This is a genomic window from Pontiella sulfatireligans (assembly GCF_900890705.1).
GTDB lineage: Bacteria > Verrucomicrobiota > Kiritimatiellia > Kiritimatiellales > Pontiellaceae > Pontiella > Pontiella sulfatireligans.
In genome coordinates this window covers 1,026,553-1,048,781 of sequence record NZ_CAAHFH010000002.1, presented here as the reverse complement: position 1 = coordinate 1,048,781, position 22,229 = coordinate 1,026,553, and the positions used below count along the sequence as shown (strand labels likewise).

The window sequence follows — 22,229 nt, the reverse complement described above, 5'->3', positions numbered from 1 at the left end:
CGGAAAGGGCGGTTCTTGCAGATCGATTTAAGAAATCGGTCTAATGGCCTTCGTCGACAATGTTGCCGGCTTCAACCTGCTCGATGATTTTTGCATAATCATCGTTCAGCGGGCATCCGCATTTGTGGCCTTCTTCAACGGTAGCGTGAAGACGAGCCTGTTCGATGTGCCAATTTGCAACTTTCAGATGTTGGTCAACGTTCATGATGTTTCTCCTTGTTCGGTTTGAATACACTTAAATTAGTACCAATTGCGTCCAATATACATGCCCCTGATTTTGGATCAACTCCGAAAACAGAAAAAATGCATGGTGCATGATAGGTAATATGGCCCTTTGGGAGGTCCTTCGGTATTCCCTGTTCGATATTCGACATTCGAAATTTGATTGACTTGCCCCCCTTTGAGCCCCTACACACTCCGAGCTATGTTATACGACGTACCAGTTAATCTAGGCGATCGCTCCTACCAAATTCACATTGGAGCGGGTGTTTTGGATCGGCTTGGCGCCCTTTGCGCGGAAGCCGGTTTGAAGGGGAAATGTTTAGTCGTCACCGACGAAAACGTGGGCGGGCACTATGCCCAAACCGCGCTCGAATCGTTGGAAACCGCCGGTTTTACCGCGGGTTTTGCCACGCTGCCTCCCGGCGAGCAGACCAAATGCGGCGACCAGGTGTTTGCGCTCTACAGCGAGTGCATCAAGGCCGGCCTCGACCGCAAATCGTTTGTGGTGGCCCTCGGCGGCGGCGTGATCGGCGATCTGTCCGGTTTTGTGGCCTCCACCTACTTAAGGGGCATTCCCTTCGTGCAGGTGCCGACCTCGCTGCTCGCGATGGTCGACAGTTCCGTCGGCGGAAAGACCGGCATCAATATTCCCGAGGGCAAAAACCTTGTCGGCGCGTTCTATCAGCCCGAGCTGGTGCTGGCCGACCTCGACACCCTTAAGACGCTGCCCGCCCGCGAATATGCCGCTGGGCTGGCCGAAGTCGTCAAATACGGCATCATCTACGACGCGCCGTTTTTCCAGACCCTCGAAGAAAACATGGATGGCCTCGCGGACGTCAACAACGCCGAACTGCTCGCCAAGATGGTCGGGCGCAGCTGCGAAATCAAGGCCGACGTCGTTGCGCAGGACGAGCGCGAAGGCGGCCTGCGCGCCATTCTTAATTTTGGCCATACCGCCGGGCACGCGCTCGAAAAGGTGGCTGGCTACGGCGAATATGTCCATGGCGAGGCCGTCGCCGTCGGCTCCATCTTTGCCGCCCGCGCTTCGGCTGAGCTGACCGGCCTTTCGCAGGCCGAGTGCGACCGCATTGAAAAAATGTTCAAGGATTTGGGGCTTCCGGTGAAAGCGCCCGGCTACAACTGGGCGGATCTGCGCGTCGCGCTGTCGGTCGACAAAAAAACCGTCGGAGGCATGCCCAAGTTTGTGCTCGTCTCCGAAATCGGAAAATCCAGCCTCGGCAACGAAATCCCGGAAGCACTCATGGAACAACTGTGGAACGAATTATAAACACAAAGACACCAAGGTCTCTAAGGTCCACTAAGCAGTGCGGTTTGGGTCTTAGTGTCGCTTCGTGTTCTTCGTGTCTTAGTGGTTAATTTAATGGAACAGCGAAAAGCATATATTGTCTTGAACATGATCGAGGGGCTGGGGCCGGTGAGCGTCCGGCGCCTGATCGACTGCCTCGGTTCCCCCAAGGCGATTCTTGAGGCGGACCGCGAAACGCTGATGGAGGCGCGCGGCGTCGGCGAAAAGCTGGCGCTCAAGATTCTGGTGCAGCGCGACAGCATCGATGCGTTCGAAGAGATCGACAAGGCTGCTGATGCAGGCGCGCGGATCATCACGCCGGTTGATGACGAATATCCGGAGGCACTCAAAGCCATTCACGATCCGCCGCTCGCTTTATATATTAAAGGCCGTCTTCTGCCCGCGGATGTAAAGGCCATCGGCATTGTGGGATCGCGCTCGACTTCGCATTATGGCTTGAACGCCGCCGACCGCTTGGCTTATCAACTGGGGCAAACGGGTTTCACGGTGGTGAGCGGGCTGGCCCGCGGCGCCGACACCGCGGCGCACAACGGCGCCCTCAAAAGCGACGGGCGAACGATTGCCGTTTTGGGCGGCGCGCTCGACTGCCTCTATCCGCCGGAAAATGCAGAGCTGGCCGACAAGATTTCCAAGCAGGGCGCCGTCATCAGCGAATATTGCATGGGCCGGCAAGCCGACCGCATGACGTTCCCGTACCGCAACCGCATTATCAGCGGCCTGAGCATGGGCGTACTGCTGATCGAGTCGGCCGTCAAAGGTGGATCGATGCATACGATGGAGGCGGCCACGGAGCAGGGGCGCACTGTCTTTGCGCTGCCGGGGCGGATCGATACCCCCGGTGCGCGCGGGCCGCATTTGCTGATTAAAAACGGCGCCAAGCTGGTCGAGCGGCTCGACGATATTTTAGAAGAGTATGAATTTCTGATTCCTCCTTCGGAGCTGGATGCGCCGGAGAGCGAAACCGCTGCTCGGCCGGACGTACCGCTGAACGAACAGGAATCCAAGATTGTAGAGGCCCTCTGGCAGGAGCCGATGGACGCCGACTCCCTTGCCCGCGAAACCGGCATGAAAAGCCATGAATTGAGCGGCCTCCTGTTGGGATTGGAAATGAAAAGAGTGATTCGAACGCTGCCCGGCAGAATGGTCGAACTGGCGGATGATCTACGACAGATGAAATAAACACGAAGGCACGAAGGACTCTAAGACTAATGAACCATGTACCTCTATCAGATGAGCTAGAACGAATCGGACGGGAAATCGTCGATTCAGCTTATCGTGTCCACAAGGAACTCGGTCCGGGATTGCTGGAATCAGTTTATGAAGAATGCATGATTTATGACCTGAGACGGAAAGGCCTGAAGGTGGATGAACAGGTTTATGTTTCCATTGAGTTTGATGGCCAGGTGCTCACTCGGAACAAGCTGCGAATCGATATGCTGGTGGAAGATGAAGTGATTGTTGAAAACAAGGCGGTCGTGGAAATGAATCCGTTGTTCCAATCGCAGATTTTAACCTATTTAAAGCTGAGCAAGAAACGGCTGGGCTATTTGATTAACTATAACGTCCCTTTAATTAAGAACGGCATAAAGCGATTCGTCGTCTGACCTTCGAGTCCTTGGTGCCTTTGTGTTTGAAATCGATAAGGAAGAGCTATGAGCAAAAATTTAGTGATTGTGGAGTCGCCGGCTAAGGCGAAGAAGATTAACCAGTTTTTGGGCAAGGACTATATCGTAATGGCGTCGGTGGGCCACGTGCGCGACCTGCCTCCAAAAAAGCTGGGCGTGGATGTTGAAAAAAACTTTGAGCCGGAATACACCGCCACGACGCGCGGCAAGAAAATCCTGAAGGAGCTCAAGGCCGAAGCAAAGAAGTGCGAAAACGTCTACCTTGCGCCCGACCCCGACCGCGAAGGGGAGGCCATTGCCTGGCACCTTTATGAAGCGCTCAAGAAAGAGGTGGCCGACGAAAACTTCTTCCGCGTCACCTATAACGAAATCACCAAGTCCGCCATTCTGGCCGCCTTCGAACAGCCGGAAAAAATCGACATGGACCGGGTGAACGCGCAGCAGGCGCGCCGCATCCTCGACCGTCTCGTTGGTTTTCAGGGCAGTCCGGTGGTGCGCAAGCAGATCCGCGGCGCCAACAGCGTGGGCCGTGTGCAGACAGTTGCGCTTCGCCTTGTGGTTGAACGCGAAAAAGAAATCACCGATTTTGAGCCGGAAACCTATTTCACCGTCGGCGCGGAAGTCCGCAAACAGGAAGCTCCGCTTGATCCGTTCTTGGTTAAGCTGGCGCGCATCAACGGCAGCCCGATCGGCATCAAGGACCGCAAGCTCCTGCCCGGCGCGGTCAAGACGATGGAGCAGCTCGAAGGCATCCAGAACGAGCTGAACAACAGCCCGCTCAAGGTCAGCGACGTGATCACCAAGGAAGTCACCCGTCGCGCGCGTGCGCCGTTTATCACCAGTACGCTGCAGCAGTCGGCCTCCGGCTCGCTCGGCTTTGCGCCGGCCCGCACGATGGGCCTTGCGCAGAAGTTGTATGAAAGCGGACTCATCACCTACATGCGTACCGACTCGTTCAACATTGCCAAGAGCGCGCAGGAGGAATGCCGCACGTTCATCCGCGAAAGCTACGGGGCGGAATATCTGCCTGAAAAGCCCAACTTCTATAAGAGCAAGGGCGCGGCACAGGAAGCCCACGAAGCCATCCGTCCGACCGACCCTTCGGTGGAGCCCGGTCGCGAAGGCGTTAAGCTCGACCCCGCGGAGCAAAAGCTCTACCGCCTGATCTGGGAGCGCTTTGTCGCCAGCCAAATGGTTCCGGCCCGCATCGGCCGCCGTACGGTGGAGATCGAAGCCGGTTCTGAAAACACCTACCTGTTCCGTGCCACGGCGTCGGATATTCTCTTTCCCGGCTACATGAAGGCCAGCGGCATCGAAGCCGCCGCCGACAAACCGAAGAACGGCGACGGCGACGAATCCGAAACGGACAAGCTGCCGCCGTTGGCGCAGGGCGAAAACCTTGATGTGCTCGATTGGCTCACCGAACAGAAGGAAACCAAGCCGGTGGCCCGCTACACCGAGGCGTCGCTCATCCGCGCCTTGGAAGAAAACGGGGTGGGGCGTCCGTCCACCTATGCGGCGATCATGTCCAAGCTCGACGAACGCGAATATGTGGTTAAGGAAAAGCGTTCGCTCGTTCCAACCGATCTCGGTCAGGAGCTCATCACGCTGGTGCTGCGCACCGAGGCCAAGCTGAAGACCGACAACAAGGTTGACCTCTTCGAGGCGCGCTTTACCGCCGACATGGAAACCAAGCTCGACGACGTCGAAGGGGGCAAGATCGAGTGGACGGATATGATGCAGGAGTTCTACCCCTCGCTGCTCGAATGGATTGAGCACGCGAAGGAAACCGCTGAACCAGCCTTTGTGGCCAAATGTTTTGATGCCTTGGAGAATGTTTCGGAGTGGGCGCCTGCCGTGAAGTCCGGCCGGCGAACCTACGACGACAACAAAACCTTTGAGGATCTCAAGGAAAAGGTGAATGAGGGCGAACTGCTCTCCAAGCGCCAGGGTGAAATGCTGCATAAAATGTGCTGCCGCTACATCAAGCAGGTTCCCGGCGGGCTGGCCACCGAATTGGAGCTGGTCGAACCGGAAGCCGTGCGCGGTGATACACCTCGCAAGCTGGAGCTGCTGGCCAATGTTACGTTCGAAGAGCCCCGCAAGTCCGGCAAGCGCACCTACGACGACAAAAAGTTTGTGTCGTCGCTGGGCGATCAGATCACGATGGGCAAGCGCCTGAGCGACCGCCAAGTGGGCTATCTCGATACGCTGCTGACCAAGTATTCCGACCAGCTGGAAAACTTCGACGCCATCCGCGCCGAGCTGAAGCTGGACGAAAAGCCGGAAGTCGAAGCCGACCCGACCACCGCGCCGGTGATTGCGCTGATGGAAAACATTACTGAGTGGGCCGAGCCGACCATGCGCGGCAAGCGCGAGTTCAACGACAAGACCTTCTTCGATTCGATTTCCTTGCAGTTCAAGGGCAAGGGCGCGCTCTCCGACCGCCAGCTTGCGGCGCTCAAGAAAATGGCCGCGCGCTACTACGAACAGATCCCGAACTACACGGAGCTGATGGACCAGTATGGCCTGCCCGCACCCCGCAAGCCCAAACCCAAAAAAGAAGACGCGGCTGACGCCGCTGAATAACGAATGTCGAATAACGAACAAGGAACCGAAGAAGGTGGAGCCTTCGGCATTCGAAATTCCTTGTTCGTTATTCTTCGGTTCTCATGAACGATCCGTGCGTAGAGCATTTTGTCCAATACATGAAGGCGAGAAAAACACACCTCCGAGCATGCGGCGGGCAATTTGGCCGGGAGGGATTCTTGAAATATTTAACAAATCGGAAGGTCGCTATGAATGTAAGATCTGATTTGCATGAGATGCTGATCGAACTGAAAAAGACAAAGAGCTATTTCAGCATCGCGGACGTTAAATCCGCCTTGGAGAAGGGAGCCGGGGAATCCGTGCCGGATTCGACCGTAAAAACCTACCTGTCAAAATTTATGGCCGACGGAACGGTGCATGATGCCGGGAAGGGGTGGTATTCAAAAATCGCGGAACCGCTGAAGCTGGACGCCAAGCCGTTGGAACCCATTACGAAGCTACTGGCTGAAGATTTTCCCCTGCTGGAGGTCTCCTGCTGGTCAACGGAACAGATCAACCCGTTCATGCACCACCTGCTGTCCCGGTTTACCGTCTTTGTCTACACCCTGCCGGATGCACTGGATGTGGTGGGAGATGCCCTGCGGGACGCCGGACATAATGTGCTGGTGAATCCCACAGCTTCTGAAATTGAGCGTCTGTACCAGAAAACAGAGAATCCAGTGCTCGTCAGACCTGCGGTCACCAAGGAACCGTCGGCGGTGGCAGGTATGGCTCCTCCTGAGAAGCTTCTGGTGGATCTGCTGTTTGAGAATAATAAGCTGTCTATTATGGAACCTTCAGAAGCAGAGGATGCTGTGAGAAGAGCTGTAGAGGCAGGAAGGGTTAATATCTCCTCTCTCCTCTCCTATGCCAAGAGACGTAGAATAACTGTGGTGGTGTAAAATCATCTACCAAGTCCAAATAAACCATAAATGTGGAGATAGTAGATGGTTTCAGCAGAATGCTTCTCTGAAGATTATATAGAGCAACAGAGCAGGATCATGACAGGAGCCAGTCCTGTAATGATCGAGAAATGTATCCACGCACTGGCGCTGTTGTGTCATCTGACAGAAACTGACCTTGAATTTATATTCAAGGGAGGAACCTCCCTGTTGCTTCACCTGCCAGAAATCAGACGGTTATCCATAGATATTGATATTATCTGTAATGCGGATAACGATAAAATTAACGGTATTGTGGATAGCCTCTCCAGCCTGAAACCGTTTGTCCGGCAGAAGGAGGATGACCGGGGGGCCAGAGGTCTACCAGAGCGCCGACACTTTAAGTTTTTCTATACATCTGCTGTTACCGGACGTGAGGACAATGTTCTCCTGGACGTTGTACAGGAGGCGGACTGTCGGCTGGAATGTTTGGAAAAACCCATTGAAACCAGCTTTATACAGGTTGATCATATCTCCACCGTCAGGGTGCCGACGGTAGACGCCCTGCTGGGAGATAAGCTGACCGCTTTCGCCCCGAATACCCAAGGGGTGCCGTTTTTTTCAAAGCGTGGTAAATCAATGACGATGCAGGTGGTCAAGCAGCTGTATGATGTAGGAGAGTTGTTTAACGAAGTTCAGGATCTGTCTGCTGTAAAGCGGGCCTACGCTGAGAGCTACAGGCTGGAGAGTTCTTATAATGAAGACGACTTCTCCATGCAGCAGACACTGGATGACACGAAGCGTGTGTCTCTCCAGTTGTGCTGTAACGCATTCAGATATGCAGACCGGGACGATGAAATCATCGCCAACATTCAGGATGGCATCAGCCGCGTGCGAGATCATTTGGCACACGGTCGGTTCAGGATTACACAAGAAGCCAAAATTGCCGCCGCCAAAGCCTATCTGCTGGCATCCTATCTGGAAGGTTCGGTTGAACTGACTCCTGCACAGCTGTTATTTAATCTGGACGGGCAGATGGAGTTCATACAGGGAACTAATATTACAGCCCCTTCCTGCCTAAACCGGCTGAAACCGATTCTGCCGGAAGCGTTCTATTATCTGGCGTTGGCTCTGGGCGAGTGAGCCAACGAAATGTACGAAGAAGCTTAAAAGTTAAGGACTGTATGAACGATCCGTGCGTAGAGCATTTTATCCAATACCTGGAAGGCGAGAAAAATGCCTCGGAGCATACGATCAGCAACTACCTGATCGATATCCGGCAGTATTGCGAGGTCACCTGGGGCGAGGACGCCCGGCCTCCCTATAAGTGGAAGGACGTCGACCGCTTTACGGCGCGCAAGTTTCTGATGTTTTTCCAGAAGCTGGAAATGGCGCCGACGACCACCGGGCGCAAGCTTTCTGCGCTGCGGTCGTTCTATAAGTTTCTCCTGCGCGAGGAATATGTGGAGCAGAACCCTTTCAGCGGATTGAACCTGCCGAAGAAGGGGAGCTATCTCCCGCAGATTCTCTCGGTGACGGAAGTTTGCAAGCTGCTGGATGCGCCTGAAAAGTTTAACGAGCAGCAGACCACCACCAATCCGAAGCAAAAGCTGTGGCGCGAATACATGGTCGCGCGCGACGCCGCCATTCTAGAATTGCTCTACAGCACCGGCATGCGCATCAACGAGCTGGTAACGCTGCCCGAGGAGCGCATCGACCTTTTGTCCGGCGTGGCGCGGGTGCGTGGTAAAGGCAAAAAGGAGCGGCTCTGCCCGCTTGGTTCGCCGGCGGAACGGGCACTGGCAAAAAATTTGGAGCTGCGCGAGAACGTCTGGCTGCTCGAAGGCAAAAAGAATGTCCGGAGTCCGGTTTTCCTTAATAAAAACGGCGGGCCGATCTCGGCGCGCTCGATCGAACGCATGATGAAAAAATATGTGCTCTTCTGCGGGCTCAACGCCGAGCTGACGCCGCACAGCCTGCGCCACAGCTTTGCAACGCACCTGCTTGATGCCGGCGCCGACCTGCGCAGCGTGCAGGAGCTGCTCGGCCACGCTTCGCTTTCCACTACGCAGATCTACACCCACGTCTCCGTCGAGCGCCTCAAAGAGGTCTACCAGCTCGCCCATCCGCGGGCGTAAGCGGGCGGAATTAACCGCCTAAAGGCGGGACTACGAACCAGATCGTCCGTAGCTAACCGCGGGAAAAACACAATCGGAAATTGACCTGCTCGAAGGTGCAATGGATATTAGGCGCCAATCTATTTCGGAATAAGGGAGTTTTGTTGATGTATACAGTCGGGAGCATGTTTGCGGGCGTTGGCGGTATCTGTAAGGGGTTTGAACAAGCGGGTTTCGAACTGCTGTGGGCGAATGAACGGGATGAAAAGGCTTGCGTTACCTATAAACATAATTATGCGCACCATCTCGATGAGCGAGACATTACGCAGGCCGAGGCATCGGATTTCCCGCCTGCGGATGTGGTGACCTCCGGCTTTCCCTGCCAGGCATTTTCCGTGGCCGGCTACCGGCAGGGTTTCGACGACAAAAAGGGGCGGGGCGTCCTGTTCTTGCGCACGGCGGACTTCATCAATCAGATGAAGTCGAAGGCTTTCTTGTTAGAAAATGTTAAAAACCTCGCTGGGCACGACGGCGGCAACACGCTCAAGGAAATCCGCCGCGTGATGGAAGAGGACCTCGGCTATTCCTTCATTCCGTTCATTCTCAACTCCAAAAACTTTGGCGTTCCCCAGACGCGCGAGCGTGTCTACATTGTTGGCTTTAGGGGCGAGGCTGGATTCGATGAAGCCAAACACGCTAAGAATGATCCGAAGAAGTATCCGTGTAGCCATGCATTCAGTGTGCCCGATGAGATTCGTAAACCCCCGCATATTCAAGATTTTTTGCTCAAGGGTAGGCAGGACGATAAATATTACTATTCAGAAGATCATCCATATTATGAAGAATTGAGTAAGGCGGTTCTCTCCGAGGATACGGTCTACCAGTGGCGAAGGGTCTATGTGCGGGAAAATAAGAGCAACCTTTGCCCCACTTTGACGGCTAACATGGGTACCGGTGGGCATAACGTACCGTTGGTCTTGGATAAATATGGCATCCGCAAGCTTACGCCCGAAGAATGCTTTAGGTTCCAGGGCTACTATCTCGAAGACGATGCTTTCAAGCTGCCGGAAGGCATGGCCAATAGCCATCTCTATAAGCAGGCCGGCAACTCGGTTTCCGTTCCGGTCATCAAGGCCATCGCACAAAACATGCGCACGGCACTGGATGTCAAATGGGCAGAATGATTTATTACGTACTGCGTATTATGTATTGATTCTCCGGAATGAGTCCCAGAAAATTTCACGCAACACGCAACACGCAACACGCAACACGCAATACGGATTACAACCATGCTGTCGATTCAAGGAAAACAGCTAACTGAGTATGCCGACCTGCTGGCCAAGGTGGGGTCGCTCTCCAATTTGTTCAGCGATTCCGACACGCCAATGTTGCATTACCGTGCAGCGGAAAATATTTTTTGCCGATCGACCGGTGCGGAAAACATGGGTCGCGCCGATTGCGCTTTTGATGCTAAAATTGGGTCAAAAGGATTCGGGCTGAAGACCTTCCTTTGTCATGGACAATCCTCAACTGAAAAAGTGGCCGAGTTCAATGCCCTGAGCGGGACTTTGGCGGGATTGAATCCTGAAAGTTTAGCGGTTCGTTTGGGGGAGTTGCGAAACACCCGCATTGGATTTGCCGAGGAGACCTACGGTATTGATCACGCCGTCTATCACTGCGTTGGACGACGGCCTGGAAGATTTTTAATTTTTGAAGTGCCTTACCAGTGCATCCACATTGACTCTATTCGGGATGTCCGTGAGACCCGGGGAGGGATCGCGTTTCGCGATCGTTTTAATGAGTATTCCTTCAATCGCTCAAAGAGTACGCTTTTTAAGAAGTTCACTATTTCTTCGGGATGCGTAGGAGTTGATGTGGCCATTGCTGAAGATCCTTTTGCTCTACTTCAAAGCAGTGCACTGGCTGAGCCCGTTTGCCGACGACCCTTTGTGATCTTGCCTTTGTATGCCGTTAAGGCAGGCGAAAAGTATGTACCTGAAAAAAGTGGACTCAACCAGTGGAACGCCTCCGGGCGTCCTAGAGATGCTGGCGAAGTGTATATCCCTATCCCCCGTGCTGTGCATACGCATCAAACCGGTTTTTTCCCAGAACGGGATGCACCTTTTACATTGGTTTTGCCGGATGGGCGTGAACTTTCGGCAAAGGTTTGCCAGCAAGGAAGCAAAGCTCTCATGACAAATCCTAATAAGGCCTTATCGGATTGGTTATTGCGGAGTTTGTTCAAGATTCCCGAACGCGAGCTCATCACCTACGATGTGTTCCGCGCCTACGGCACCGACTCCGTCCGTGTTGAGCGCTCGGACGATGACCGCTACCGCATTGAGTTTGCCCCGCTGAATGCCTATGAACGCTTCATCAGCGCGTCCTAAAGCTGGCCTTCAATGGGCAGCCAGCGGTAGATGAAGTCGGCGCAGCGTTGGCCGAAGCCTCGGGCGGGCTGGTTGGTGCGCTCGTCGTCGCTGGAGGTCCAGCGGAGCTTCCCTTTCTCGTTGAGGGTCACGGCCCAGGCGTTTTCGGGCGAAATCATGGTTTCAAAATCGCCGAAGAGCTGCGTCGCGAGTTCCGGGGAATTGATCAGCAGCAGGTGCTCGGTGTTGATCTCAATCGAGCGCGGGTCAAAGTTGAGCGACCCGATCAGCACCCATTCCTTGTCCAAAACAAAGGCTTTGGTGTGCAGCGAAATAAAGTCGGACTTCACCGGCGGGGTGTCGCTGAGAGAGCAGAAGCTAGCGGACGGATCGCCACGGAATTCGTAGAGCTCGGCGCCGGCCTTGAGCAGCTTCTTCCGGTATTTTTTATAGTGGCTGTGCGCCATGGTATGGTTGTTGGATTCCATCGAGGGAACCAGCACGCGCACTTTGCGGTCCTCTTCTTTTACGGCATTGGCCAGATGGTCTAGCTGCTTTTGAGAGGGAATCATGTAGGGGGTGATGATGCAGGATTTCCGGTGGGGCATGATGCCCGTTTCGCGGAACTGATCGATCAGGCGTTCGCCTCGGTCGCCTTTGACATTTGGAGAGTCTTGAATGCACTGGGCTGTGCCGTACACCATGCGTTCCGGCAACGGGGCGAAGACCGCGCTCCAGTCCGCCGGCAAAGTCGGGAGGTTGGTTTGCGACAGCAGATGCCGATCTTTCTTCAAGGTGGCGTTAAATTTCTGGAAGAGCTTTTCTTTTTTCGATTCCGTGATTTTTTTCACCATGGATTCGCCCGGATAGGCGGCGTCGGAATTCCAGTAGAGGTCAAAGTCGGCGCCCAGTTCTCCAATCACCGCGCCGGTGATCAGCAGGTCGAGGTCGCGGTTGTTGTATTTTTTGCTGAGGCCGAAATACGGGTTGCCGAGGTTGCGGCCGCCGACGAGGCCCCATTGGCCGTCCACCAACATCTGCTTATTGTGCATCCGTCGGTTGAGCTTCTTGAAAAACAGGCCCATCTGAAGCGTGCGCCGGATCGCCCCTTTGCGCACCCGTCCGGGGTTGAACCGCCGCAGCTGGATGTTGTCTTGGCGGGCCACCAGCGCCGTGCCCATGTCCGACCAGTCCTTGGGCAGGTCGTCCACCAGCAGGCGGATCTGCACGCCGCGTTTGGCGGCCGCGAGCAGGTGGCTGAGCATCAGGCGGCCGCTTTCGTCGTTCGACCAAATGAACACCTGCAGGTCGATGCTGGTTTTTGCATGGTCGATCAGCGCGAGCCTCCAGCGCAGCGCCTCGGAGTTTTGGGGGATCATCATGAAGGCCGACTCGCCATCCGCAGCCTTCGCCATAACCGTCTGGCTATGCTCGATGAGCATTCCCGCCTTGGCCGGCTGAAGGCTGTGGCTGACAGGCTTGTGCGGGTTCTTCGGAATGGTCGAACAGGCGGTAAGCCCCATAGCAATCGACGATAATAATGCGATGCGCATTCCCTGCGCGCTGCGGATCAATCCAGCCATACCCTTCTCCTTGCTAAAACCTGATTTCGTACAGTCAAAAAGATAAAGACTGAAGTTTAGCGCCTGTTCTGCGCATTGTCGAACCTCATTCCCCGCAGGTTGGCGTTGCGGAAATCCCACGCTGCCGATTAGGGGTCAATACATTCGCCAAATGCTTTGCTGTTGCGTTGTAGAACGTGCTTCTCCAGAAGAGAGCGCGTTAAGAGGCCAAACCGAAAGCGCGTTTATTTGCATAAAGAACTAAGCCGTCCCGCGGCCTTTTAAAAAATGCAGGGAGGGGGCCAAAACCTCGCCTTGGCGCAAGACGAGCCCGGCAGCAGATTCCGCGATCGCAGCTGTACCTCCAGCGTTTGGAAATGATGAAAAAAGCGTCTTGATCCCTTTTTTTTTGAACTGGAATGAGCGCATTTTAATTGAGGGCCTTTTAAAGGCAGGCATGAGTGAATCCAATATCGCGAAGGAGCTGGGGAGGGATCGACGCACCATCAACCGGGAAGTCGAACGCGGACTCGTTGAGCATCTCAACAGCGACCGGCGGAGGTCGCTGATCGGCAACAGGCCGGGCACTGGGAGATCGATCCGGTGGTCGGCGGGAAAGGAACAGGAAGCGCCGCCCTGCTCACGCTCGTCGAGCGTAAGAGCCGGAAGCTGATCATCCGCAAGATCAAAGACAAGACCCAGGCTGCGGTGAGTCGGGCCATCAATGGCATAGAACGCTCCATGGGCAAGGAGGCGTTCAATGTCGTGTTCAAGTCCATTACGGCAGACAACGGCAGCGAGTTCCTTGATTACGCGGCATTGGAGGCATCTGTATTCGGGAGTTCGGCCAGAACCCATCTCTATTATGCGCATCCCTATTCGTCTTGGGAGCGGGGCAGCAACGAGAATGCCAACCGGATGATTCGCCGATTCATCCCCAAGGGAAGCGATATAACCAAATACACCCGCACCGCCATTCAGGAAATCGAGAACTGAATCAATCGATATCCCCGAAAGATACTGAATTTTAAAACCGCAGAAGAGTTGTTCATTCAGGAGATCGCGGCATGAGACGCCCCCGGCTCGGGAAAGTTGGGCATTTTAATTTACAGTCTACTTCCAAAGGGTTGGGCTTGCGGAATGCCTGTTTGGCTCGTATCGTTTCATTCTATCTACACTTATACCGTATATATGGCTAGCTTGCTGTTGTTTTTGAGTGTGAAAAAGGAGTCTCTATGAAATGGATTTGGCTTGTTTTGCTGATGGTTGTGTTGCAGTTCTCCGTGGCCTGCCAAACTTCCGATCAGCGAATCTGTGATCAATACAGCAGTTCTTATGAAAACCAGACCCTTGACGGGTCTTTGTTCCCGTTGCCTATGCCGTTCAACCGCTGGGTGGATCCTGCGGGCGAGCAGCTCTATTACGGCGACCCGAAACGGGAAAACCATGCCCTTGACTGCGCCCTTTCCCCTGACGGAAAATGGCTTGCCGTCGAAGGGCGTTATGCGCTGGTGATTGTTTCGCCGGAGGAAAATAAAATTGTCTTTAATTTGCCGTTAAAGCACTCCATCGGGAAAGAAAATCCCATGGGCACCTTTTCGGGCATTCAGTGGCGGCAACAGGGTGACCGGTATGAGATGTACTGGAGCGTTGCGACGTCGTCAAGGAAGTCTTATGTGGTCCAGGCGGGCTGGAACGGCCGCAAGGCCTGGATTGAAAAGACCTTCGAATTTGCCGCAAAACCGCCGGCGAAGACTGCGCTGCCCAATGAGGTGTGGGTGGCGGAAGAGGGCGGAACGCCGGTGCTCTACGTGGTGTTGAACGGAAATAACACCGTGGAGAAACGCGATATTGCCAGCGGAAAAACCATCTGGTCCAGTCCGACGGGCGTGGCTCCATACGGCATTGCCGCCGCCAACGGAAAATTGTACGTGAGCAACTGGGCCGGATCGGTTCCCGATAAAAGCGACCCCAACGTCGCCGGCGTCCCGTGGGGCAGCGCCAAAGTGGATGCGGAAACCGGCGCTACCCGGGAGGGCACGGTGTCGGTGCTGGATCCGGAAACCGGGAATCTGCAAAAGGAAATCACGGTTGGGCTGCATCCCAACGACATCGTCGCGTCACCGGACGGACGTTTCGTTTACGTAGCCAATGCCAATAGTGATACGGTTTCCGTCATCGACACGAAAACGGACGCGGTTTCGGAAACCATTCCGATTCGGCTGGCCCTGGATAGAAATGCCTATTTCGGGGATTCGCCCAACGGGTTGGGCCTGTCCGGCAACGGCCAGACGCTCTATGTCGCCGCCGGTATGGACAATGCCGTAGCGGTTGTCCATCTGGGCGCGCAGGCCTGCTCCTCGTTGTCTTCCGGGCCAAGCCGAGTGGTCGGGTTCATACCGACCGGAGCTTATCCCGGAGGGGTTTGTGTCTACAAGGACCGTCGGCTGTTTGTCCCCAATATTGAGGCCGAGGGCGCCCGTATCCCGTCCGTATCGAAAGACGGGAAAACGGTATCCTACAACAGCCATCAGATGAAGGCTTCGATCTCCGCCATTCCTGTGCCGGACCAATCGCAACTGGCGGGTTATACCAAGCAGGTGGAGGAGCTCAACCAGATATTTCGTCTGGCCCTGGCCGAAAAGCTGCCGCGCACGGATGCCGCCCCGGTGCCGGTTCCCGCCCGCATTGGCGAGCCGTCCGTCTTCAAGCATGTGGTGTATGTCATCAAAGAAAATCGGACCTACGACCAGATCCTGGGCGATGTCGAGGCCGGCGACGGAGATCCCGACCTGTGTGTTTTCGGCAAAGCGGTAACGCCCAATTCCCATAAGCTCGTGGAGGAATTTGTTTTGCTGGACAACTTCTACGTGGCGGGAAAATGTTCGGCCGAGGGGCATCAGTGGACCGATTCGGCGATCGTGACCGATTATATCGAAAAAAACGTGCGCGCCTGGTTCCGGAGCTATCCGCATGTTCAGACCGATGCGCTGGTTTATGCGCCCACCGGCTTTATCTGGGATAACGCCCTGCGCCACGGAAAGAGTGTCCGGATTTATGGCGAGGCCTGCACGCCGAAGTTTGATAAAAAGTTGAAGTGGAAGCCGATCTATAACGCCTTCCAGCGTGGTGAAAAATTGGTATTTGAAAACCATTCAACCATTGCCACCGTGCGCGGGATTCTGAGCCCGAACTATCCGGGCTATGACAGCCACAACATTCCCGATGTCCTGCGCGCCAGTGCGTTCATTGATGAGTTAAACGGCTACGAAAAAATGGAAGGAGACCAATGGCCGCAACTGGTTATCCTGGCTCTGCCGAATGATCATACCGGCGGGACACGCCCGACGTTGCCCACCCCGCGGGCCATGGTGGCCGACAATGATCTTGCGCTGGGCCAAATCGTCGAGGCCATCAGCAAAAGCAAGTTCTGGGACAGCACCGCTATTTTTGTCACTGAAGACGATTCGCAAGCCGGTTGGGATCATGTTTCCGCCTATCGGACGGTCGGAATGGTTATCAGCCCGTATTCGCGCCTGAAGCAGACCAATCATGTCAACTGCAACCAACTCTCGATGATCTGCACCATGGAGCGCATGCTGGGGCTGCCGCCGATGAATATTCAGGATGCCACGGCGCGGCCGATGTTTGAGTGTTTTTCCAACACGGCCGATCGGACGCATTATGCTGCGGTTCCCAACGAGATTCCGCTGGACGAGATGAACAAGAATCTGGCTCAGCTGACCGGGAAGGCCCTGCATTACGCAAAAAAGAGTCTGGAGCCCCAGTTTGATGGAATTGATTCCGGCAATGATGAGCTATTCAACCGCATCCTCTGGTTCGCCCTTGCCGATAAAAAACCGTATCCGGCTCAATTCTGCGGCAAAGATGACGACGATTGAGGCGTGAGTGCTCTCTGAATGAGGCGATCGGGCCGTTTTCCCCGATAGATCAAACCCGCCTGATGCGCCATTATCTCGAACAATGAAGAGGCCGTCTAAATAGAACTCTGCGCAAACCTTGAGTTCCTTGTCAGATTGTTTCCCGAGGACAGCAAGGAGATGTTGCTTCATGTGCGCTCTCACTCGATCGGTGAACTCGGCAACGATATCTGGGGGAGTGCTGGGTGGAGAGGTTGCCGGTGCTGTCGCTGCTTGGCGGATCTCCTTGAACCTCCCAGGGGTCATTCCAGGGGTCCGATATTTTAATATTCCCGGGCTGAATCCATTTGCGTAATCTGCGGTTGTCTTCTATCCGTTCGCATTCTGTATGGCGGATTGTCCAGCGGAACCCGCATTGGATTTGCGGGCTGCATGGCCGCTCCCCGGAAACAGGGCGTAAACAAAAAAAGGCCCGATCCGAAGATCGGGCCTTACATTGGTGGAGGATAACGGGATCGAACCGATGACCTCGTGCATGCCATGCACGCGCTCTCCCAGCTGAGCTAATCCCCCGCAAAGGTCGGAATTTATAGTCGTTCGCTTGTCGGGATGTCAACCTCGACTTTTGAGTTTTTATCGTCTGTTGGAAGTCAGGGGTAGAGGCGGTAGAGGTTTCCTTCGTAGGAAACCTCGACGTAGGTGCCGGTGATTCTTTCGATCATGATGCCAGGATCGAGTTCGGCGCCCTCCGTGATGAAGATTCCGTTAATGATGGCGGCTTTTTGTTCCGAGCCTTGCCCAAAGCCTTCCAGCCGGTATTTCTTGGCGAGTTCGGCGAGGGTTGACGGGGGCTTTTCTGCCTCGCTGGGATTCACTTTTTGTTCGGCCAGGCGCTTTTTAAGATCGTCCAGCACGCTTTGCGGGCCGACATATTCCCGGCCTTTAAAGCTGTCGGAGAGAATTTCGCCGGCGGGGTTGAGCAGAACGAGGCGCGGAATGCCGTCGCCGCTGTAGGTGCTGGTTAGTTGTTTGGCGCCTCGGGAGCGGAAGCTCATGGCCGGCCAGGGCATTCCCGTTTCCTTTATATAGTCGAACATGGCCGCTTGGCTGCGGTCGTTGCTGACCAAAAGGGTTTGGAAGAGGCGTCCACCTCCGTTAGTCCTGTAGAAATCGACCAAGCGCGGGGTGAACGCCTGGCAGGGCGGACACCAGTGGGCGGAAAAGTAAAGCAGCAGGTAGTCGGTCTCGAGCAGGCGATCCGCCTTGACGGGGTTGCCCGCGGCGTCTACCGCGGCGTCGCGAAGCGTTTCTGCGAACGGGGCGGCCTTTTTGGATGCGTCGCAACCGCTGAGCAGCGCCAGCGCCGTCAAGCTAAGGATGGTTATGCCCGTTTTCATTAAGGCTGGCCTGCTTCCCGCGTGGTGTTTATTTCGCTTTGAATGTTTTCCGGACGGATCAGGTGTTCCGTCCCATCGGCCAGGATGGAGGCAAAGGTGGGTTCGATCCGCTTCACCACGGCGCCTCCGCTGAGCACGGCGCCGGGTCGCACCACCTCGTTGTTGATGATGGCTATGCGGTTGGTTCCGCGAGTGCCGATGCCCGTGATTGAATAGGTTTGCGCTTTCCGCGAGATTTTCAGTACGGAGGGCAGCTTTTTGGGGACTGCAGCTCCGTTCAGCGTTTGTATGGGCTGCGGGGAAGGTGGGGGGGCGGCTGGACGGACGGGGTCTTTGCCGCATCCACTGAGCATCATCAATGTTGCTGCGCACGGAATTGCCATCCAGTTTTTCATATGCAAACCTCCTATTCATCCGTTTCCTAAATGCCAGAAGCTTATACTAAGGCGGGGCGGAGTTGAACCCGAAAGCGGCGGGGGATTTGCGCATCTGCTTCCCCGGCGTGGAAACCGGTGCAGAAACGCGGTTTTTTTTAGAATTCTTTGGGGTTGACACTCTGGGGGCGATTCCGTAGTTTCCGCCTCTTGATTTTTTGAAGTGAAAGCCCTGTGGGGGCATAGAGGTAATTTATGGAAGCATATGCGGTAATAGAAACCGGTGGAAAGCAGTACCGCGTTCAGCAAGGCGACGTTCTTGATGTAGAACTGCTTATGAAAGACAGTGGCGACAACGTTGAGTTCACTGCTCTGGCTGTTTCGAACGGCACCGAGTTGTCGATCGGCGCCCCGTTAGTGGACGGCGCCAAGGTAACGGCATCCGTCGTTGAAAACTTTCGTGGCGAGAAGATTTATTCCTTTAAGAAGAAGCGTCGCAAAGGATATCGTCGTAAAATCGGTCATCGCCAAGGCTTGACCAAAATCAAAGTAGAAGCAATTAGCGCATAATTTTGCGGGAGGTTCGTCATGGCTCATAAAAAAGGACAAGGTTCATCCAGCAACGGTCGCGACAGTAATGCACAACGTCGCGGCGTCAAGCGCTTCGGTGGCCAGAAAGTAACTGCCGGCAGCATTTTGGTTCGTCAAGTGGGAACGCGTTTCCACCCCGGCGTCAACGTGGGCTGCGGTCGCGACTACACATTGTTTGCCCTGAAAGACGGTGTCGTTGAATTCGACAAGCGTCAGCGCAAGGTTCACATTCGTGAAGAAGCTGCGGCATAACTTCGGTTAAGCCAAGCTTGCAAAGGCGGGTTTAAACCCGCCTTTTCTTTTGCCCGCACGTCTTCTTGCAACTTAACGCGTAAAACCCGACACTGCAGCCTATGAAACACGTCGTATTCAAAGACCGCATCAAACTCTATGCCCGCGCCGGCAACGGCGGCAACGGCTGCGTTTCGTTCCGCCGCGAAAAGTTTATCCCCCGGGGCGGGCCCGACGGCGGCGACGGCGGCCATGGCGGCTCCGTGATTCTGCGGTGCGACGTGAATGAAGATTCCCTGCTCCCGCTCTATTATCAGCCGCATCAGAAGGCCAAGAATGCGCAACAGGGGATGGGCGCGAACTGCCACGGCAGGAATTCCGACGATTGCATCGTCAAGGTTGCCCCCGGAACTGTGGTTACGGAGGTCGAGACGGGGGAGTTTGTCGGCGAATTGCTTACGGACGGCGAAGAGCTGGTTGTGTGCAAGGGCGGGCACGGCGGATTGGGCAACACGCGTTTCAAGAGCTCGACCAACCAGACGCCGCGCCAGTCCAGCGAAGGCACTTTGGGCGAAGACAAGGTTTTCTGGCTCGAACTCAAGCTGATGGCCGATGTTGGCTTGGTCGGCTATCCCAATGCGGGAAAATCGACGTTGCTCGGCTGTCTGACCCATGCGCACCCCAAAATTGCGCCCTATCCCTTTACGACCATCAACCCCATTGTGGGAACGATGGAATACGCCAATTTCAGCCGCCTCAAGATTGCCGATATTCCCGGCCTGATCGATGGCGCCCACGAAGGCGTCGGCCTCGGCCACCAGTTCCTGCGTCACATTGAACGCTCGCGCTTCATCATTTTTGTCCTCGATATGGCCGGAACCGACGAACGCAGCCCGACCGACGACTTTCTGCACCTGAAGGAAGAGCTCCGGCTGCATATGGAAGAGCTTTCCTGCACCCCCTATCTCGTGGTGGCCAACAAAATGGACTCGCCCGACGCGGCGGAAAACCTCCGAGAGTTCAAAAAGCGCACCGACGAGGCCATTTATGAAATCTCGGCCGAGCTCGGCGAAGGTCTTGAGCCGGTGAAAGAGCATCTCTACAAGCATTTCTTCGAAACCCGCAAGGTGGCCGAGGAAACCGCGTTGGAGAATGCGGGCGATTGATCTTGGTGCGGTTCGGCTTGTTGAACTTTATTCGGGCTGTAATTTACCGGTAGTCGTCGGACTGCAGCTTGTCGAGATAGTCGTTCGGTTTAATGTTTTCGGGCAGGGAATAGCCCGGCGCTTCGTTCGACATCACCTTCGAGAGCTTTTCGCGCTTCAACCAAAACTGCGGCTGCTGCTCGGCGAGGGCAATGTTCTTGATATGCTTGGCGATGCGCTGGAAGTTGGAGAAGTAGTCGTTGAAGATTAGCCCGGCGATCGGCGTGACGCCTTTCTCTTCCATCCTCTGGAAGTGCGCATTTCTTGCGGCAATCGAAGCCTCGTTGTATTCCTCGCGCAGCTGGATCACTTCTTTGGCGATTTCCTGAAAGTTGGCGGTTTCGGGATCGAGCGATTCCACTACTTTATCGAGCAGCTTGGCGACGGCGCGATGTACGGACAGCCAATTCTCGACGGCTTCGGAACCAAAGCGCGCGGCGGCAATGCCGCGCTGGCGCTTGGCGATCGAGTTCAGGTTGGCAATGTGGTCGCCGACGCGTTCGAGGTCGGACATGCACCGGTCGATGTGCTCAATCAGAATGGATTGCCGTTTCGAAAGATAGTGGCCGGTGAGCTGGGTTAGATAGCTGCGCATGGCCACCTTGATGACGTTGACGCTTTGCTCGTTCACCACAATGCGTTGCATGCGCTTATGATCGTGCTTAATGAATTCTTCGGCGGCGAGGTGCAGGCTGTGGGCGCAGATGCGGGTGGTGCGCTGCAACTCGCGCAGGCAGGCATAGATTGCTTGTTCGGGGCGGTCGAGCAACCGGTCGTTCAGGAAGGTGGGTTCGGGCTGTTCCGTGCGCGACGGGAGCAGTTTTTCTACGAGTCTTCCAAGCAACGGAACAAAGGGGAGCAGCAGGAGGGCGCTGATGGTCATTTTGATGGTGTCGGCATTGGCTGCCTGCCGGATCAGATCGCCGGAGGTGAGCGGCGCATATTTGTAGAACAGCGGTGCGGCGGCAATGGCCAGCGAGGTGCTGACGAGGTTGAAGACCAAGTGCAGCAGGGCGGCGCGCCGGGCATCGACCGTCGTCCCAATGCTGCCGAGCAGGCCGGTCACGCAGGTGCCGACGTTTGCGCCGATAATGATGGGGTAGATGCCTTCAAATTCAGTAATGGCGCCGGCGGAAATCATCGCGAAGCCCATGCCGATGACGGCGCCGCTGCTTTGGATCACGCCGGTGATCAGCGCCGCCGCCACGGTTCCTGTAATCAGTCCGGTCGTGGTGCTTCCGTTAATGTGCGCCAGCCAAGGTTCGAACACCTCGCGGTGCGGTTTGATGGAATCGCCCATGATGACCATCCCGAGAAAGAGCAGACCGAAGCCGAGCACGGCCTGGCCGCCATACTTAAACTTCCGGTTTTTGGAAACCATGTGCAGCATGAGGCCGACGAAGATGGCCGGCAGGCAATACTCGCTTAGCTTGAACGAAATCAACTGCACCGAAAGCGTGGTGCCGATGTTTGCGCCGAGTGTGGGGGCAATGGACTGCATAAATGTCATGAGTCCGGCATTGATGAAGCCGATGAAAAGCACGATCGATGCACTGCTTTGAATGAGCCCCCCGATCACTGTGCCCAGCCCGAGTCCGGCCAGCCGGTTGCGCGTTGCTTTGCCCAGCAGCGTCCGCATGCCGTCGCCCATGGCGGCCGAAAGCCCGGCGCTCATGGTGCGCATGCCGAAGATAAACAAGGCGAGCCCGCCCAGCAGGCCGAAGACTAGTTTCATAATGCTTGATTCATCCATAACGGAATCATAGACGGGCACTGGGATAAGTCAATGATGCGGAAAAAATGGACACCGGGGGCGGGGTCGGATAAAACATACGCAATTATGACTTTTTTTGGAGAT

General features: G+C 55.3%; 20 protein-coding genes and 1 tRNA gene. 15 read left to right on the top strand and 6 right to left on the bottom strand.

The features are described 5' to 3' along the window. Positions 1-40: 40 nt before the first annotated feature. A complete protein-coding gene (locus SCARR_RS28275) occupies positions 41-205 on the bottom strand; it encodes a hypothetical protein (RefSeq protein ID WP_168433398.1) in 165 nt (54 codons plus the stop codon). A gap of 219 nt (positions 206-424) precedes the next feature. Between SCARR_RS28275 and aroB the strand changes: the two genes are divergently transcribed. The 9 genes from aroB (at position 425) to SCARR_RS17350 (ending at position 11,151) form a co-directional block, all read left to right on the top strand. Then, entirely contained in the window at positions 425-1,510 is a 1,086-nt protein-coding gene (aroB, locus tag SCARR_RS17390) for a 3-dehydroquinate synthase (RefSeq protein ID WP_136062930.1), read from the top strand. A 93-nt stretch (positions 1,511-1,603) separates the two neighbouring features. After that, a complete protein-coding gene (gene dprA / locus SCARR_RS17385; RefSeq protein WP_136062929.1) occupies positions 1,604-2,728 on the top strand; it encodes a DNA-processing protein DprA in 1,125 nt (374 codons plus the stop codon). A 29-nt stretch (positions 2,729-2,757) separates the two neighbouring features. Further along, on the top strand, positions 2,758-3,153 hold the full coding sequence (locus SCARR_RS17380; protein WP_136062928.1) for a GxxExxY protein: 396 nt from the start codon (positions 2,758-2,760) through the stop codon (positions 3,151-3,153). A 48-nt stretch (positions 3,154-3,201) separates the two neighbouring features. After that, positions 3,202-5,763 carry a type I DNA topoisomerase gene (topA, locus tag SCARR_RS17375; protein WP_136062927.1) on the top strand — a complete coding sequence of 854 codons (2,562 nt, stop codon included), beginning with the start codon at positions 3,202-3,204 and terminating at the stop codon, positions 5,761-5,763. Between the two features lie 209 nt (positions 5,764-5,972). Further along, the gene (locus SCARR_RS17370) at positions 5,973-6,665 is read left to right on the top strand and encodes a DUF6577 family protein (protein ID WP_136062926.1); all 693 of its coding nucleotides are present in this window, start codon (positions 5,973-5,975) and stop codon (positions 6,663-6,665) included. Between the two features lie 45 nt (positions 6,666-6,710). After that, entirely contained in the window at positions 6,711-7,787 is a 1,077-nt protein-coding gene (locus SCARR_RS17365; protein WP_136062925.1) for a nucleotidyl transferase AbiEii/AbiGii toxin family protein, read from the top strand. A 41-nt stretch (positions 7,788-7,828) separates the two neighbouring features. Then, positions 7,829-8,782, top strand: a complete 954-nt coding sequence (locus tag SCARR_RS17360; protein WP_136062924.1) for a tyrosine recombinase XerC — start codon at positions 7,829-7,831, stop codon at positions 8,780-8,782. A gap of 146 nt (positions 8,783-8,928) precedes the next feature. After that, complete coding sequence (dcm, locus tag SCARR_RS17355) at positions 8,929-9,945, top strand: DNA (cytosine-5-)-methyltransferase (protein ID WP_136062923.1); 1,017 nt, start codon at positions 8,929-8,931, stop codon at positions 9,943-9,945. Between the two features lie 105 nt (positions 9,946-10,050). Continuing rightward, positions 10,051-11,151: a phospholipase D-like domain-containing protein gene (locus SCARR_RS17350; protein ID WP_136062922.1), complete on the top strand. Its 1,101-nt coding sequence runs from the start codon at positions 10,051-10,053 to the stop codon at positions 11,149-11,151. Here the strand turns inward: SCARR_RS17350 and SCARR_RS17345 are convergent. After that, on the bottom strand, positions 11,148-12,713 hold the full coding sequence (locus tag SCARR_RS17345) for a phospholipase D family protein (RefSeq protein ID WP_136062921.1): 1,566 nt from the start codon (positions 12,711-12,713) through the stop codon (positions 11,148-11,150). The two genes, SCARR_RS17350 and SCARR_RS17345, sit on opposite strands and share 4 nt — an antisense overlap. A 436-nt stretch (positions 12,714-13,149) precedes the next feature. On the opposite strand from SCARR_RS17345, the gene SCARR_RS29570 reads away from it, so the two are divergent. The 3 genes from SCARR_RS29570 (at position 13,150) to SCARR_RS17330 (ending at position 16,594) form a co-directional block, all read left to right on the top strand. Beyond that, on the top strand, positions 13,150-13,365 hold the full coding sequence (locus SCARR_RS29570; RefSeq protein ID WP_456238414.1) for a hypothetical protein: 216 nt from the start codon (positions 13,150-13,152) through the stop codon (positions 13,363-13,365). After that, positions 13,296-13,688, top strand: a complete 393-nt coding sequence (locus SCARR_RS17335; protein WP_136062920.1) for an IS30 family transposase — start codon at positions 13,296-13,298, stop codon at positions 13,686-13,688. The genes SCARR_RS29570 and SCARR_RS17335 overlap by 70 nt, the downstream gene beginning before the upstream one ends. 239 nt (positions 13,689-13,927) lie before the next feature. Next, the gene (locus SCARR_RS17330) at positions 13,928-16,594 is read left to right on the top strand and encodes a bifunctional YncE family protein/alkaline phosphatase family protein (protein ID WP_222846355.1); all 2,667 of its coding nucleotides are present in this window, start codon (positions 13,928-13,930) and stop codon (positions 16,592-16,594) included. Between the two features lie 476 nt (positions 16,595-17,070). Here the strand turns inward: SCARR_RS17330 and SCARR_RS17325 are convergent. From SCARR_RS17325 to SCARR_RS28260, 3 genes are all read right to left on the bottom strand, one after another. Beyond that, positions 17,071-17,146: transfer RNA gene (locus tag SCARR_RS17325), tRNA-Ala, on the bottom strand. Between the two features lie 77 nt (positions 17,147-17,223). After that, a complete protein-coding gene (locus SCARR_RS28265; RefSeq protein WP_168433396.1) occupies positions 17,224-17,970 on the bottom strand; it encodes a thioredoxin-like domain-containing protein in 747 nt (248 codons plus the stop codon). Continuing rightward, a complete protein-coding gene (locus SCARR_RS28260; RefSeq protein WP_168433395.1) occupies positions 17,970-18,365 on the bottom strand; it encodes a hypothetical protein in 396 nt (131 codons plus the stop codon). The genes SCARR_RS28265 and SCARR_RS28260 overlap by 1 nt, the downstream gene beginning before the upstream one ends. Positions 18,366-18,599: 234 nt before the next feature. Here SCARR_RS28260 and rplU point away from each other — a divergent pair, with 234 nt between their 5' ends. The 3 genes from rplU (at position 18,600) to obgE (ending at position 20,332) form a co-directional block, all read left to right on the top strand. Next, positions 18,600-18,914: a 50S ribosomal protein L21 gene (gene rplU, locus SCARR_RS17315; protein ID WP_136062918.1), complete on the top strand. Its 315-nt coding sequence runs from the start codon at positions 18,600-18,602 to the stop codon at positions 18,912-18,914. Between the two features lie 18 nt (positions 18,915-18,932). Next, positions 18,933-19,187 (top strand): 50S ribosomal protein L27, encoded by a 255-nt coding sequence (rpmA, locus tag SCARR_RS17310; RefSeq protein WP_136062917.1) that lies wholly within the window; start codon positions 18,933-18,935, stop codon positions 19,185-19,187. Positions 19,188-19,288: 101 nt separating this feature from the next. Next, on the top strand, positions 19,289-20,332 hold the full coding sequence (gene obgE, locus SCARR_RS17305; protein WP_136062916.1) for a GTPase ObgE: 1,044 nt from the start codon (positions 19,289-19,291) through the stop codon (positions 20,330-20,332). Between the two features lie 43 nt (positions 20,333-20,375). Here the strand turns inward: obgE and SCARR_RS17300 are convergent, their stop codons facing one another. Continuing rightward, the gene (locus tag SCARR_RS17300) at positions 20,376-22,106 is read right to left on the bottom strand and encodes a Na/Pi cotransporter family protein (protein WP_168433394.1); all 1,731 of its coding nucleotides are present in this window, start codon (positions 22,104-22,106) and stop codon (positions 20,376-20,378) included. Positions 22,107-22,229 lie beyond the last annotated feature (123 nt).